Consider the following 14,923-nt stretch of genomic DNA (forward strand, 5'->3'; position numbering starts at 1 on the left):
GGCGTCCCCCGCCCGCCGTCGCTCAGTCGCCCTTGGCGGGCAGTTCCCTGATCCGGATGTCGCGGAAGGACACCTGGTCGTCGGTTCCGTGGTTCTGGATGCCGACATGTCCGTCACGCAGGCTCCGCGCCGGATCGGTGTTGGTGAAGTCGTTGATCTTCACGCCGTTGAGCCAGACGCGGAGCCGTTCGCCGTCCACGCGGATCTCGTACGTGTTCCACTCCCCCGGCGGGTTCAGCGCGCGGTCGCGCTTCTTCAGGTCGGCGGAGCGGAAGCCGTAGACGGAACCGGTCGTCTTCTCCGGTACGTCGGTGGCGTCGATCTGGATCTCGTAGCCGTGGTCCACGGCGGACCAGGGGTCGTCCGAGGGCGGGAAGCCCACGAACACGCCGGAGTTGTCGTCGCCGGCGAGGCGCCAGTCGAGTTTCACGGAGTACGACCGGAAGCTCTGACCGGCGTACCAGAGCATCCCCATACCGCCGGACGACGTGAGCGTGCCGTCGTCGGAGAGGGTGAAGGAGCCGGGGCCCGCCTGCTTCCAGCCCTCCAACGAGGCCGCCGTGCCGTCGAAGAGCGGACGGTAGCCGTTCTCCGGTCGGCAGTCGGCCTGTGCGTCACCGATCGCATACCGGATCCCGCCCAGCAGGTGTCCGCGGAAGGCCGGATCCGCGTACGACTCCTTCGTGTGGCCGAAGCCGGTGTAGAAGGCGCGGCCGCCCTGGTAGTCCTGGCACCAGGCGATCGGATGGTCGCCGTTCATGGTGCCGCCGGTGTACGAGGACTCGTCGAGGGAGGCCAGGACGTGGACTCGCTCGCGGGGGTTGGAGCGGTAGTTGTACCACTCGTCGGTCCGGTTCCACGTCGGCGGCAGCCCCGACGTGGACGGGTGAGCACGGTCCTCGGTGACCACCGTGGCGGGCTGGATCGCCGGGTGGGACTGGAAGTAGGCGCCGGCGAGGCCGCCGTAGAACGCCCAGTCGTACTCGGTGTCGGCGGCCGCGTGGATGCCGACGTATCCGCCGCCGTGCCGGATGTAGCCCTCGAAGGCCCGCTGTCCGGCGGGGTCGAGGACGTCTCCGGTGGTGGAGAGGAACACGACCGCGTCGTACCGGCGCAGGTTGCGCGAGGTGAAGGCGTTCGCGTCCTCCGTCGCGTCGACCGTGAAGCCGTTGCTCGTGCCCAAGTCCCTTATCGCCGCGACCCCTTCGGGTATGGAGTCGTGGCGGAAGCCCGCCGTCTTGGAGAAGACCAGGACTCGTCTGTCGTCGGAGCTGTGGGACGCGGCGGGCTGCGGGACACAGCCGAGCAGCAGGGCGGTGCCCACCACAGCCGTCGTCCATCGTCCAGTTGTGTTCCCGTGCACGGATGCCTCCGGAGTGGGGCCGGTCGTACGGGTGGGTGCGGGTACGCGGGGATGCGCTGTCATCCCGGAACTGGCCGGTGGGGGCTACTCGTTGCCTCCGAAGGCGGCGTCGAAGGAAGCTGACGGCGGCTCGAAGTCGTAGCGCTTCAGGCTCTTCAACGCCTCCGGTGCGCCCTGGAGCCGGTCCATGCCGGCGTCCTCCCACTCGACCGAGATCGGACCTTGGTAGTCGATGGAGCGCAGCATGCGGAAGACGTCCTCCCAGGGCACGTCCCCGTGGCCGGCGGAGACGAAGTCCCAGCCGCGGCGCGGATCGCCCCAGGGCAGGTGGGAGCCGAGGCGGCCGTTGCGGCCGTCCAGGCGTTTGCGGGCCTCTTTGCAGTCGACGTGGTAGATCCGCTCACGGAAGTCCCACAGGAAGCCGACCGGGTCCAGGTCCTGCCACACGAAGTGCGAGGGGTCGAAGTTGAGCCCGAACGCCGGACGATGGTCAACGGCCTCCAGAGCGCGCTGGGTTGTCCAGTAGTCGTAGGCGATCTCGCTGGGATGGACCTCGTGCGCGAACCGCACACCCACCTCGTCGTAGACGTCCAGGATGGGGTTCCAGCGGGCGGCGAAGTCCTCGTAGCCGCGCTCGATCATCGCCTCCGGCGCGGGCGGGAACATGGCGACCAGGTGCCAGATCGCCGAGCCGGTGAAGCCGATGACGGTGTCGACGCCGAAGGCGGCCGCGGCGCGCGCGGTGTCCTTCATCCGGTCCGCGGCCCGCCGGCGTACCCCTTCGGGATCACCGTCGCCCCAGATCACGGACGGCAGGATCGCCTGGTGGCGTTCGTCGATGATGGCATCGCACACCGCCTGCCCGACCAGGTGGTTGGAGATCGCCCAGCACTTCAGGCCGTACTTCTCCAGCAGCTGGTGCCGGGACTTCACATACGAGGGGTCGGCGAGCGCCTTGTCGACCTCGAAGTGGTCTCCCCAGCAGGCGAGTTCAAGACCGTCGTAGCCGAACTCGGCGGCCAGGCGGCAGACCTCCTCCAACGGCAGGTCGGCCCACTGACCGGTGAACAGAGTGAACTGACGCGGCATGTCTTAAGACCCTCCTCAGACGGCAATCGGCGTGTAGACGGAGTTCTTCTCGGCGCTCTCCTCCACCGCCGCGAGCACCCGCTGGACCTGGAGTCCGTCCGCGAACGACGGCTGCGGTTGCGTGCCGGACGCGATGGCGTGCACGAGGTCGCGGGCCTGGTGGACGAAGGTGTGCTCGTAGCCCAGGCCGTGGCCCGGCGGCCACCAGGCGTCCAGGTAGGGGTGGTCGGGCTCGGTGACGAGGATGCGGCGGAAACCGGCGTGCGTGCCCGGTTCGGTGCCGTCGTGGTAGGCGAGTTCGTTGAGCCGCTCCAGGTCGAAGGCCAACGAGCCGCGTTCGCCGTTGAGTTCGATGCGCAGGGAGTTCTTGCGGCCGGTGGCGTAGCGGGTGGCCTCGAAGGAGGCGAGGGCGCCGGAGGTGAAGCGGCCGGTGAACAGGGCGGCGTCGTCGACGGTGACCTGGCCGGTACCGGTGGCGGCTTCGGCGGCGAGGCCCTTGACGGCACCGGCCAGCGGGCGCTCCCGTACGAAGGTCTCCGTCAGCGCGGACACTCCGGCGAGCGGCTCCCCGGCCAGGTGCTGGGCGAGGTCGATGATGTGGGCGCCCAGGTCGCCGAGCGAGCCGGAGCCGGCCTTCTCCCTGCGCAGCCGCCAGGTCAGCGGGGCCTGCGGGTCCACGAGCCAGTCCTGGAGGTACGTCACCCGCACATGCCGCAGCGTGCCGAGCCGCCCCTCGGCCACCATGCGGCGGGCGAGCGCGGTGGCGGGCACCCGGCGGTAGTTGAAGCCGACCATCGCCAACTGGCCGCGCCCGTAAGCCTCTTCGGACGCCCGGGTCATGAGCTCGGCCTCTTCGACGGTGTTGGCGAGGGGTTTCTCGCACAGCACGTGCTTGCCCGCGGCGAGCGCGGCGACGGCGATCTCGGCGTGGCTGTCGCCGGGGGTGCAGATGTCGACGAGGTCGACGTCGTCCCGCTCGATCAGGGCCCGCCAGTCGGTCTCGGCCGCCGCCCAGCCGTGCCGGTCCGCGGCCCGGCGCACGGCGTCCGCGTCCCGGCCGCAGATCGCGGCGAGCACCGGGCGGCGGGGCAGGTCGAAGACGCGTCCGGCGGTCCGCCAGCCCTGGGAGTGGGCGGCGCCCATGAAGGCGTAGCCGACCATGCCGACCCGCAGAGGCGGCACCTCGGCCTCTTCTGACTGCTGCGGCTGTGCCATGCGCGATGTCCTCCTCGTCGTCGTGGCGCGGTGGGGGGTGCAGCCCGGTCCGTCGACGAACCGGGCTCCTGGGGCCTGTCCCGTGGACCGGACCGGCCGCGGCGCATCGCTGCCCGCCGCCGGTCCGGTCGCGAGGACCGGCCCTGGGTCGGTACGCCTCACTTGAAGCCGGTGGACATGTACTGGTCGACGTTGGTCTTGTCGACGACGGCCGAGTAGAGGGTGAGGGAGGCCGGGATCTCGAACTCGGCGAGACCGCTCACCCCCTTGGCCTGGCCGAGGGCGCGGGCGAGGTCGATCGCGGAGGCGGCCATGGTCGGCGGGTAGAGGACGGTGGCCTTGAGGACACCGTTGTCCTGCTTGATGGCCTGGAACGCGGACAGGGCGCCGGCGCCGCCGACCATGAGGAAGTCGTCGCGCCCTGCCTGGTCGATGGCGCGCAGCGCGCCCACGCCCTGGTCGTCGTCGTGGTTCCACAGCGCGTCGAAGCTCGACTGGGCCTGGAGCAGCTGGGCCATCTTGGCCTGACCGGACTCCACGGTGAACTCGGCTGCCTGGCGGGCGACTTTGCGGATGTTGGGGTAGTTCTTCAGGGCGTCGTCGAAGCCCTGGGTGCGCTGTTTGGTGAGTTCCAGGTTGTCCAGGCCGGCCAGTTCGATGACCTTGGCGTTGGACTTGCCCTTGAGTTTCTCGCCGATGTAGTGGCCGGCGTTGAGGCCCATGCCGTAGTTGTCTCCGCCGATCCAACAGCGGTACGCCTGCGGGGTGTTGAAGATCCGGTCCAGGTTGACCACCGGTATCCCGGCGCGCATGGCCTTGAGGCCGACCTGGGTGAGGGCCTTCCCGTCGGCGGGCAGGACGACCAGGACGTCGACCTTCTTGTTGATGAGGGTCTCGATCTGGCCGATCTGCTGGGCGGTGTCGTTGGAGCCCTCGGTGATCTCCAGGGTGACGTCCGAGTACTTCTTCGCCCGGTTCTTGGCGTTGTCGTTGATCGCGTTGAGCCAGCCGTGGTCGGCCTGGGGTCCGGCGAAGCCGATGGTGACGGCCTTGCCGGGCTTGTCGTCGGCGGCCGGCTGGTCGTTCGCGGCCGGCTCGTCGTCACCGGAGTCGTTGCTGGTGCAACCTGCGAGGAGGGCACCGGCCCCGACGGCGGCGGTACCGAAGAGCAGTCCTCTGCGAGTGGGGAGCTGTGGCATGGCGGTGAACCCTTTCCTCAGGTCGTGCTTGCGGTACGGCGCTGGACCAGCACGGCGGCGACGATGATCGCGCCCTTGGCGATCTGCTGGACGTCGCTCTGCAGGTTGTTCAGGGCGAAGATGTTGGTGATCGTGGTGAAGATCAGGACACCGAGGACCGACCCGGTGATGGTGCCGCGACCCCCGCTGAGCAGGGTGCCGCCGATGATCGCGGCGGCGATGGCGTCGAGTTCGTAGAGGTTGCCGTTGGTGTTCTGGCCGGAGCCGGACAGGATGATCAGCAGGAAGGCCGCGATGCCGCAGCACAGCCCGGACAGCAGGTAGAGGTACAGGCGCTGGCGGCGGACGTCGATGCCCGCGAGCCGGGCCGCCTCCGCGTTGCCGCCGACCGCGACGGTGCGCCGGCCGAAGGTGGTGCGGTTCAGCACCAGCCAGCCGATGATCGTCACGACCGCGAAGACCATGACGAGCGGCGGGACGCCGAGGACGTAGGCGTCGCGTTCGCCGAGGTCGAGGACGGAGGGCACGGTGACGATCTGCGTGCGGCCGTCGGTGATCTGGAGGGCGAGTCCGCGCGCCGAGGCGAGCATGGCGAGGGTGGCGATGAAGGGGACCATCCCGCCGTACGCGACGAGCAGTCCGTTGACCAGGCCGCAGCCGACTCCGACGAGCACCGCGGTGAAGAGGATGCCGGTGAAGCCGTACTCCTGGGTGGCCACCGTGGTCGCCCACACCGAGGCGAGGGCGACGATCGCGCCGACGGAGAGGTCGATGCCGCCGGAGGTGATGACGAAGGTCATGCCGACGGTGACGACACCGATCACCGAGGCCTGGGTGAGGACGAGTTGGAGGTTGCGGGTGTCGAGGAACTCGTCGGGCTTGGTGATGCCGCCGATGAGGATCAGTACGGCGAGCACGCCGATAAGGGAGAGGGTGCGGACGTCGGCGCGGGCGAACACCCCTCGCCACGCGGACGGTTGGCTCACCGAGGGCACCTTGTCGGCGCTTCCCCTGGGCGGGGACACGGGCTGCGTCATGACGCCGGGCTTCCTTCCATGACGAGGTCGAGTACGCGGTGTTCGTCGAGCTCACGGGCGGGCGCGGTGTGCACGACACGGCCCTCGCGGAGCACCAGGACGCGGTCGGCGAGGCCGAGCACCTCGGGGACCTCGCTGGAGACCAGCAGCACGGCGAGCCCTTCGTCGGCGAGCCGCCGGACGACCGCGTACAGCTCGGCGCGGGCGCCGACGTCGACGCCCCGGGTGGGTTCGTCGAGGAGCAGGACCCGGCAGCCGCGCAGCAGCCAGCGGGCCAGGACGGCCTTCTGCTGGTTGCCGCCGGAGAGGGTGCGGATCGGCACGGCGGGGTTGTCGGGCCGCAGCGACAGTTCACGGGTCGCCGTCCGGGCCGCGCCGAGTTCGGCGCCCCGGTCGATCCAACCGCCGCGCGAGAAGCGGGACATGGAGGAGACGGAGACATTGCGGGTCACCGACTCCAGCATCAGCAGGGCCTGCGCCTTGCGTTCCTCGGGGGCGAGCCCGATCCCGGCACGGACGGCGGCGCGGACACTGCCGGGCTTCAACGCCTTCCCGTCCACCACGACTTGACCGGCAGTAGCCTTCCGGGCGCCGTAGATCGTCTCCAGGATCTCGGAGCGTCCCGAGCCGACGAGTCCGGCGAGGCCGACGATCTCTCCCGGGTGGACGGACAGGTCCAGCGCGTCGAACTCGCCGTCGCGGGCCAGCCCTCGGACCTCCAGAACCGCCGGACCGCCGGGTGCCGCGACAGGCCGCTCCGGAAAGACGTACTCGACGTTGCGCCCGGTCATCAGCGACACGACCTCACGCGTCGGCGTGGACTTGGCGGGCAGCCCGACCGCCACGGCCCGCCCGTCCTTGAGGACGGTGACCCGGTCGCCGATCCGCCGGATCTCCTCCAGGCGGTGGGAGATGTAGACGACGGCCACCCCCTCGGCGGTGAGGTCGCCGACGATCCGGAACAGGTTGTCGACCTCGTCCGGGTCGAGGGCGGCGGACGGCTCGTCCATCACGATCAGCCGTACGTCGTGGGAGAGGGCCCGCGCCATGGACACGATCTGCTGCTGCGCCGCCGACAACTCCCCCACCAGGCGCGCCGGATCGATCTCCGCGTGGCCGAGGCGCTTCAGCAGCTGGGCGGTTGCGGCCTTTGCCTGCTTTCCCCGTACGACGAACCCGGCGGCCGTGGGTTCATGGCCGAGGTGGACGTTCTCGGCCACGGACAGGTGCTCCACCAGGTCGAGTTCCTGGTAGATGGTGGCGATGCCGAGACGCATGGCGGCGATCGGCGAGCGGAGGGTGACGTCCTCGCCGCGCCAGCGGATGGTGCCGGTGTCGGGCTGGTGGGCGCCGGCCAGCACCTTGATCAGGGTGGACTTGCCGGCCCCGTTCTGGCCGAGCAGACAGTGCACTTCACCGGCCTGGACGTCGAGGTCGACGCCGTCGAGGGCCCGGACTCCGGGGAACGACTTGGTGATGCCGGACATGCTGAGCAGCGGTGGTTCTGGTGCCATGAGGTCCCCTTGGCGGGCGTGCGGGCCGGTTTCAGGGCAGGGCGAAGCAGGGCGCTGTGCGGGTGAGCCGTGGTGGAGGCGGGCGCTTACGGAGGTGAGCCGTGGAAGAGACGGGTCTTGGTGAGCCGGGTCTTGCGGAGGTGAACCGTGGACGAGGCGGGCGCTTACGCGGGTGAGAACAGGTGGTCGCTGATGAGCCGGGCCGCGCCGATGACTCCGGCGGTGGGTCCCAACTCCCCCAGCACGATGGGCAGGTTGCCGGTCGCCAGCGGCAGCGACTGGCGGTAGACCTGGGTGCGGATCGCGGCGAGCAGGGTGTGGCCGAGGCCGGTCACCCCGCCGCCGATCACCACCAGGCCCGGGTTGAAGAAGGAGACGAGTCCGGCGATGACCTGGCCGGTCCGGTTGCCGCCCTCGCGGATCAGGTCGAGGGCGGTGGCGTCACCGGCGGCAGCGGCGACGGCGACGTCGGCGGCCGTCAGGGCGCCGTTGGCGTCGAGCCGTGCGGCGAGTTCCTCCGACCGGCCCTGCTCGACCGCCTCCACGGCGTCCCGGGCCAGGGCCGCGCCACTGAAGTGGGCTTCCAGGCAGCCCCGGTTGCCGCAGGCGCACGGGCGGCCGTCGGGCACGGCCTGGATGTGCCCGATGTCGCCCGCGCTGCCCGTCACCCCGCGGTGGACCTCACCGCCGGCGACGATGCCGCAGCCGATACCGGTGCCGATCTTGACGCAGAGGAAGTCGCCCACGGAACGTGCGACGCCCGCGTGCATCTCCCCCATCGCCATCAGGTTCACGTCGTTGTCGACCATGACCGGACAGCCGAGCTCCTGACTGAGCGCCTCCCGTACGGGAAAGCCGTCCCAGCCCGGCATGATCGGCGGAGCCACCGGCACACCCTCGGGGAAGCGGACCGGTCCCGGCACGCCGATACCGGCGCCGTCGAAACCCTCCGCGAGCCCCGAGGCCCGCAACTTCGCCGCCATGGACAGCACTTGCTCGAAGACCGCGACCGGGCCCTCGCGGACGTCCATCGGCTGGTTGAGGTGGCCCAGGATCTCCAGTTCGGCATTGGTGACGGCGACGTCGACCGAGGTCGCGCCGATGTCGACGCCGAGGAACCGCAGGGCGGGGGCGAGCCGGATGTTGTGGGAGCGACGGCCACCGCGGGAGGCGGCGAGTCCGTCGGCCACGATCAGGCCCGTCTCCAGCAGCCGGTCCACCTCCACGGCCAGCTTGGACCGTGACAGGTCGATCTGGTCGCCCAGCTGGGCGCGGGAGTTGGGACCTCCGTCGCGCAGCAGCTTGAGCAGCTTGGCCTGATGGGCGTTCGCAGGTCGAGCCGTCATGCGTCTCACGAGCCCCTCCCCGCCTCATTCGGCCACCGTTGGCTTGCTTTCGAGGGGAACGTAGCAGTGGCTGCCGAACCTGGGAAGAAGCCGTGCACAGATTGATGCCGACTTTCCCCACTCACAGGACAAAGACGCCTCGCCCACTGGCGCCCCGACGCCCGGCCCCACAGGATGGGCCACGGACGCCCACACCCGACAAGGACCCGACAGACGCCCCCACCCGACAAAGAGGGGCCCGGCGAAGGGGGAGCGCATGTTTCTGGTGACGGGCGCGACGGGGAACGTGGGTACCGAGCTGGTGCGCGCGCTGTCCGGGTCCGGCGAGCGGGTGCGGGCGGTCAGCCGTTCCGGACGGATCGAGGGCTTACCGGCGGGCGTGGTGGCCGTAGCGGGAGATCTCGACCGGCCGGAGTCCTTGCGGGCCGCGCTCGACGGCGTGAAGGGGCTGTTCCTGATGCCCGGCTACGGCGGGCAGCGGCAGGTCCTGGCGGACGCGCGGGACGCGGGGGTGGAGCGGGTGGTCCTGCTGTCGGGACGGTCCGCGGGCACGGGTGCCCGGGACAACGCGGTCGCCGGCTATCTGATCGACGCGGAGGACGCGGTACGCGCGTCGGGGCTGCAGTGGACGTCGCTGCGGTGCACGAGTTTCATGTCCAACGCGTTCCGGCTGGCGGACCAGATCGCCAGGGGCGACACCGTCCGGGTGCCCTTCCCCGACGTGTACACCACCGACATCGACCCCTACGACATCGCCCAGGTGGCCCTGCGCGCACTGCTGTCGGACGACTGGGCGGACCGCGTGCTCGAACTCACCGGCCCGGAGGCGCTGTTGCCCGCCGACCGGGTCCGGATCCTCGGTGCGGCACTGGGCCGGGACCTGCGCGCCGTGGGGCTGACACCCGAGGAGACCCGCGCCGAACTGGAGGCGTCCGGCATGCCGAAGTCGTATGTCGACGCCTTCTTCAGCTTCTTCGTCGACGGCACTCTGGACGAGTCGGTGGTGCTGCCCACGGTGGAGCAGGTCACCGGTCGACCGCCGCGCACGTTCAGCCAGTGGGCGCAGGCCCACGCCGACGCGTTCTAGGCGTTACGACCGCTGACGTGCGTGATACGACGTCCGGGTGTGCTCGGTGTGCTCCCGCATCAGTTCTGTCGCTCGGCGCTGGTCCCGGTCGGCGATGGCGGCGATCAGCGCGCGGTGTTCGATCCAGGACTGACGGCCACGCTGCCGGGCGATCGGCGTGTAGTACCACCGCACCCGCCGATCCACCTGCCCCGCCAGCTCGGCGAGGACCGCGTTGCCCGCCAACTCCATGACCTTCGCGTGGAAACGGGCGTTCAGCGCGACCGCGGCATCCACGTCGTCCGCGGCGACCGCCTCCTCGCCCTCCGCGCACAGTGCTTCCAGGGCGGCGATCCCGGCACTGCCCGCGTTGGCGGCGGCCAGCCGAGCGGCCTCCGCCTCCAACAAGGTGCGGACCGTGAGGAGTTGGTCGGCCTCCTCGTCCGTCGGCTCATGCACGAACGCGCCCTGAGCAGGCCGTAGATCCACCCACCCCTCGGTGTTCAGCCGCTGCAACGCCTCCCGCACCGGCTGCCGCGACACCCCCAGATGCCCGGCCAGCTCACTCTCCACCAGATGCTGACCCGGCTGAAGCGCACGCGTGGTGATCAGCTCCAGCAACGCCTCGTACACGCGATCCCGCAACGGACCGGGGCGTTCGAGTTTCGGCACGGATCCCTGCGGCAGTCCTGTCGACAGCATCGCGGTCCCCCTCCTCGACAGGCGGACTTGTCCATTGCGTTTTGTCTACAGTCTACGGCGTTGCGACGACAGGTAAACCGGGCGTCGGCCTCCCCAGGGGTTCTCAGGACCCCTCCCATCCGGTAGGTCAGGGGCAGCGGACGACCTGACCCGCGTACGACAGGTTGCCGCCGAAGCCGAAGAGCAGGACCGGGTCCCCGGTGGAGATCTCGCCCTGCTCGACCAGCTTGGAGAAGGCCATCGGGATGCTCGCCGCCGAGGTGTTGCCGGACTCGGTCACATCGCGGGCGACCACCGCGTTGACGGCGCCGATCTTCTCCGAGAGGGGTTCGATGATGCGCAGGTTGGCCTGGTGCAGGACCACCGCGGCCAGGTCGGCGGGGGTGAGCCCCGCCCGCTCGCAGGCCTGCCGGGCCAGCGCAGGGAGCTTGGTGGTCGCCCAGCGGTAGACGCTCTGCCCCTCCTGCGCGAACCGTGCCGGCTCGCCCTCGATCCGTACGGCGTGCCCCATCTCCGGCACCGACCCCCACAGCACCGGCGAGATACCGGGGACCTCGGCCCCCTCGACGACCGCCGCGCCCGCCCCGTCGCCGACGAGCACACAGGTGGTGCGGTCGCTCCAGTCGGTCACCGCGGACATCTTGTCGGCGCCGATGACCAGCGCCCGGGTCGCCGCACCGGCCCGGACCGTGTGGTCGGCGGTGGCCAGCGCATGGGTGAAACCGGCGCACACCACGTTGACGTCCATTGCCGCGGGCGAGGGGATGCCGAGCCGGGACGCGACCCGCGCGGCCATGTTCGGGGAGCGGTCCACGGCCGTCGAGGTGGCGACCAGGACCAGGTCGATGTCGGCGGGCGCCAGCCCGGCCGCCGCCAGCGCCTTCGCGGCGGCATGCGCGGCGAGCTCGTCGACCGGCTCGTCGGGACCGGCGATGTGGCGGGTACGGATGCCCACCCGGGACCTGATCCACTCGTCGCTGGTGTCGACCAGAGCCGCCAGATCCTCGTTGGTGAGGACCTTCGCGGGCTGGTAGTGGCCGACTGCGGCGATCCGCGAGCCGTTCATGGGGGGTCCCCCTCGTTGCCTTGGGTAGCGGGATCCACCAGTCTGATCAGTGACTCACGGGTACGCGGGCACGTAAGGCCACAGGAATCGGGCGCCCGAGTTGTCGGCTTCCCTCACACCCTCGGACGCCCGAACACCTGCCGAACAGTTACCCGGTGAACAGCTGGGTCGCCTTCTGGACGAGCTCGTAGAGCCCGTAGGCGAGCGGCGCGCCCACCCACACCCAGGCGAGGGCGATCAGCGGGCGCCGGTCAGGCGGACTCTGACTGCTGTCGGGCTGTGACATCGGCGGCCTCCCTCGGTGCGGGGATGTGGTGGCGGGCGTTGACGGGACGGACCAGTTCGTTGGCGACGAAACCCACGACGAGCAACCCGATCATGATCATGAAGGAGAGGCCATAGAGGGCGGACCCGCTCTTGCCCGCGTCCTCCTGCCGGTCGGCGATCCAGTTCACGATCAGCGGCCCGAGGACACCGGCCGTCGACCAGGCGGTGAGCAGCCGGCCGTGGATGGCGCCGACCTGGTAGGTGCCGAAGAGGTCCTTCAGGTACGCCGGTACGGTCGCGAAGCCGCCGCCGTAGAAGGACAGGATCACCAGCGCGCACAGCACGAACAGCGGCTTCGAGGAGTCGCCGAACAGTGCGATGAGCCCGTACATCACCGCGCCGACGCCCAGGTAGACGCGGTAGATGTTCTTGCGTCCGATCAGGTCGGAGGTGGAGGACCAGCCGATCCGGCCCGCCATGTTGGCCGCCGAGAGCAGCGCGACGAAGCCGGCCGCGGCCGACACCGAGACCGGGGTCGAGGTGTCCTTGAAGAAGTCCGTGATCATCGGGGCGGCCTTCTCCAGGATGCCGATGCCCGCGGTGACGTTCATGCAGAGCACGACCCACAGACACCAGAACTGGGGCGTGCGCACGGCGTTGCGCGCCGAGACCTGCGGTCCCTCGAAGGCGCTGGGCGCGCTCTCGACCGGCTTCTCGCTGCGCGGCACGCGCACCAGCAGGACGCCGAGGAGCATGAAGACGGCGTACGACAGCCCGTGCACGAGGAACGCGAGGGCGATCCCGGAGCTGTCGGAGCCGAAGGACTCCAGCATCTGTGCCGACCAGGGCGAGGCGATGAGCGCGCCGCCGCCGAAGCCCATGATGGCGATGCCGGTGGCCATGCCGGGGCGGTCGGGGAACCACTTGATCAGGGTGGAGACCGGGGAGATGTAGCCGATGCCGAGGCCTATGCCGCCGACGAAGCCGTAGCCGAGGACGATCAGCCAGTACTGCTCGGTGGCCGCGCCCAGCGCGGACAGCAGGAAGCCGGAGGAGAAGCAGATCAGCGCCACGGTCATCGCCCAGCGGGGCCCGTTGCGCTCGACGAGGGTGCCGCCGAACGCGGCGGACAGGCCGAGCATCACGATGCCGAGCTGGAAGGGCAGTGCGCTCTGGGTGCCGCTGAGGCCGAGCGCGGACTCGAGCGGCGGCTTGAACACGGACCAGGCGTAGGCCTGGCCGATGGAGAGATGGACCGAGAGAGCGGCCGGGGGGACGAGCCAGCGGCTCCAGCCCGGGGGCGCGACAGGGGGACTCATGATCCCGAACGGTAGGAACTGACAAGGAAGTTGAAAAGGCGGCGCGTCGACCGTATGCGATGAGCGGTATCCAGCACGCGACGAACGGTCGAACCGGTGGACCAGACCTCTTGCTCCGCCTCAGCCAGGCTTCATACTGTAGACAGTATGGGCTGTGAGTTCACACTCCATGTGCAGGACAATGAGATCGTGAAGGTCGCCACCAGCACGTACAGCACCGGGACTGAGGCACATATGGGACGAGTCACGGAACGACGCAAGGTGATCCGCATCCGCGACGGGGCGGTCTCGTCCCGGCCGGACACCCTGGTCGCCGAGGAACCGCTGGAGATCCGGCTGAACGGCAAGCCGCTCGCGATCACCATGCGCACCCCCGGCGACGACTTCGCGCTCGCCGCCGGTTTCCTGGTGAGCGAGGGGGTGCTCGCCGAGCAGGGCGACCTCCAGAACATCGTCTACTGCGCGGGCGCCACCGTCGACGGCTCGAACACGTACAACGTCGTGGACGTGAAGACCGCGCCGGGCGTGGTGATCTCCGACATCACGCTGGAGCGGAACGTCTACACGACCTCCTCCTGCGGTCTGTGCGGCAAGGCGAGCCTCGACGCGGTCCGTACGACGGCCCGCTGGCCGATAGCGGACACCCCCGCGGTCCGCGTGGACCCGGACCTGCTGGCGACCCTGCCCGACCGGTTGCGCGCGGCCCAGCGGGTGTTCGACCGGACCGGGGGGCTACATGCCGCCGCCCTGTTCACCGAGGACGGCGAACTGGTCGACGTACGGGAGGACGTGGGCCGGCACAACGCGGTCGACAAGCTGGTCGGCCGTGCCCTGCAGAACGGCGACCTGCCGCTGTCCCGCACGATTCTGCTGGTCTCCGGCCGGGCGTCCTTCGAGCTCGCGCAGAAGGCCGTGATGGCCGGCATCCCGGTGCTCGCCGCGGTCTCCGCGCCGTCCTCGCTGGCCGTCGACCTGGCGGCGGAGACGGGACTGACGCTGGTGGGCTTCCTGCGGGGCAGCTCCATGAACGTGTACGCGGGCGAACACCGGCTCGCCCTGCGGGCCACGGCCGCCACGAACTGACCACGCCCACCGCTCAGTCCGTCGTGAAGCGCACCTGATCCACCGTCACCACCGTGCCCAGGCGCGGAAAGTCGAGCCGCGCCGACGCCTCGTGCTCGGCCGCGGTGAATGCGGCCATGGCGTCCTCGACGAAGACCAGGTCGTAGCCGAGGTCCCCCGCGGCACGCGCCGTCGACTCGACACCGAGGTTGGTGGCGATCCCGCCGAACACCAGCGTGGTGACGCCGTGTTCACGCAACCGCGCGTCCAGGTCCGTGCCCTGGAACGCGCCGATGGTCCGCTTCACGATCTCGATGTCGCCGTCCTGCGCGAGGCCGGCCACGAGTCCGCTGCCGGGCGGTTGGTCGGCGACGCCGGGCCGTTGCACGCGCACCAGCACGACGGGTGCGCCGACCGCCCGGAAGGCGGCCGCCAACTCCTCGGCGGCGGACAGGACTTCGGTGCCCTTGCGGGGTTCCAGGGGCAGCGCGACGATGCGGTCCATCAGGTCGACGAGCACGAGGGCGGTACGGGCGGGGTCGAGCGCGAGAGGTGCGGTCATGACGGAACGTTATCCGCCGTCAGCCCTCCGTGCCGGAGATCCGTGATCCCCGCCCCGACGCACCGTCCGCGAACGTCGCTTCCGAGCCCCCGGTGTCCCCGCCTCCGCCCCACCAC

14 protein-coding genes are annotated in these 14,923 nt (G+C 70.3%); 2 read left to right on the forward strand and 12 right to left on the reverse strand.

Annotated elements, in window-relative coordinates:
• Window positions 1-22 precede the first annotated feature (22 nt).
• The 7 genes from OHN19_RS07540 to OHN19_RS07570 form a co-directional block, all read right to left on the reverse strand.
• On the reverse strand, window positions 23-1,324 hold the full coding sequence (locus OHN19_RS07540) for a ThuA domain-containing protein (protein WP_330269548.1): 1,302 nt from the start codon (window positions 1,322-1,324) through the stop codon (window positions 23-25).
• A gap of 123 nt (window positions 1,325-1,447) precedes the next feature.
• Window positions 1,448-2,452, reverse strand: a complete 1,005-nt coding sequence (locus tag OHN19_RS07545) for a sugar phosphate isomerase/epimerase family protein (RefSeq protein WP_330263403.1) — start codon at window positions 2,450-2,452, stop codon at window positions 1,448-1,450.
• Between the two features lie 15 nt (window positions 2,453-2,467).
• Window positions 2,468-3,667 carry a Gfo/Idh/MocA family oxidoreductase gene (locus tag OHN19_RS07550; protein WP_330263404.1) on the reverse strand — a complete coding sequence of 400 codons (1,200 nt, stop codon included), beginning with the start codon at window positions 3,665-3,667 and terminating at the stop codon, window positions 2,468-2,470.
• A 158-nt stretch (window positions 3,668-3,825) separates the two neighbouring features.
• Window positions 3,826-4,866 carry a substrate-binding domain-containing protein gene (locus OHN19_RS07555; protein WP_123764120.1) on the reverse strand — a complete coding sequence of 347 codons (1,041 nt, stop codon included), beginning with the start codon at window positions 4,864-4,866 and terminating at the stop codon, window positions 3,826-3,828.
• A 17-nt stretch (window positions 4,867-4,883) separates the two neighbouring features.
• Window positions 4,884-5,903, reverse strand: a complete 1,020-nt coding sequence (locus tag OHN19_RS07560) for an ABC transporter permease (RefSeq protein WP_330263405.1) — start codon at window positions 5,901-5,903, stop codon at window positions 4,884-4,886.
• On the reverse strand, window positions 5,900-7,417 hold the full coding sequence (locus OHN19_RS07565) for a sugar ABC transporter ATP-binding protein (RefSeq protein WP_330263406.1): 1,518 nt from the start codon (window positions 7,415-7,417) through the stop codon (window positions 5,900-5,902). The genes OHN19_RS07560 and OHN19_RS07565 overlap by 4 nt, the downstream gene beginning before the upstream one ends.
• A gap of 164 nt (window positions 7,418-7,581) precedes the next feature.
• Window positions 7,582-8,763 carry an ROK family transcriptional regulator gene (locus tag OHN19_RS07570; RefSeq protein WP_330263407.1) on the reverse strand — a complete coding sequence of 394 codons (1,182 nt, stop codon included), beginning with the start codon at window positions 8,761-8,763 and terminating at the stop codon, window positions 7,582-7,584.
• Window positions 8,764-9,019: 256 nt separating this feature from the next.
• On the opposite strand from OHN19_RS07570, the gene OHN19_RS07575 reads away from it, so the two are divergent.
• Window positions 9,020-9,850: an NAD(P)H-binding protein gene (locus OHN19_RS07575; protein ID WP_330263408.1), complete on the forward strand. Its 831-nt coding sequence runs from the start codon at window positions 9,020-9,022 to the stop codon at window positions 9,848-9,850.
• 3 nt (window positions 9,851-9,853) lie between these two features.
• On the opposite strand, the gene OHN19_RS07580 is transcribed toward OHN19_RS07575, so the two are convergent.
• The 4 genes from OHN19_RS07580 to OHN19_RS07595 form a co-directional block, all read right to left on the reverse strand.
• Entirely contained in the window at window positions 9,854-10,531 is a 678-nt protein-coding gene (locus OHN19_RS07580; protein ID WP_330263409.1) for a GntR family transcriptional regulator, read from the reverse strand.
• A 127-nt stretch (window positions 10,532-10,658) separates the two neighbouring features.
• Window positions 10,659-11,597 carry a beta-ketoacyl-ACP synthase III gene (locus tag OHN19_RS07585; RefSeq protein ID WP_330263410.1) on the reverse strand — a complete coding sequence of 313 codons (939 nt, stop codon included), beginning with the start codon at window positions 11,595-11,597 and terminating at the stop codon, window positions 10,659-10,661.
• Between the two features lie 148 nt (window positions 11,598-11,745).
• Window positions 11,746-11,883, reverse strand: coding sequence for an MFS transporter small subunit (locus OHN19_RS07590; protein ID WP_330263411.1), 138 nt, complete (start codon window positions 11,881-11,883; stop codon window positions 11,746-11,748).
• On the reverse strand, window positions 11,849-13,183 hold the full coding sequence (locus tag OHN19_RS07595) for an OFA family MFS transporter (RefSeq protein WP_330263412.1): 1,335 nt from the start codon (window positions 13,181-13,183) through the stop codon (window positions 11,849-11,851). The genes OHN19_RS07590 and OHN19_RS07595 overlap by 35 nt, the downstream gene beginning before the upstream one ends.
• 234 nt (window positions 13,184-13,417) lie before the next feature.
• On the opposite strand from OHN19_RS07595, the gene fdhD reads away from it, so the two are divergent.
• Window positions 13,418-14,266 (forward strand): formate dehydrogenase accessory sulfurtransferase FdhD, encoded by an 849-nt coding sequence (gene fdhD, locus OHN19_RS07600; protein ID WP_330263413.1) that lies wholly within the window; start codon window positions 13,418-13,420, stop codon window positions 14,264-14,266.
• A gap of 13 nt (window positions 14,267-14,279) precedes the next feature.
• Here fdhD and OHN19_RS07605 read toward each other — a convergent pair whose 3' ends face one another.
• Window positions 14,280-14,807: an isochorismatase family protein gene (locus tag OHN19_RS07605; RefSeq protein WP_330263414.1), complete on the reverse strand. Its 528-nt coding sequence runs from the start codon at window positions 14,805-14,807 to the stop codon at window positions 14,280-14,282.
• Between the last annotated feature and the right edge of the window lie 116 nt (window positions 14,808-14,923).

This window comes from Streptomyces griseorubiginosus (genome assembly GCF_036345115.1).
GTDB lineage: Bacteria > Actinomycetota > Actinomycetes > Streptomycetales > Streptomycetaceae > Streptomyces > Streptomyces griseorubiginosus_C.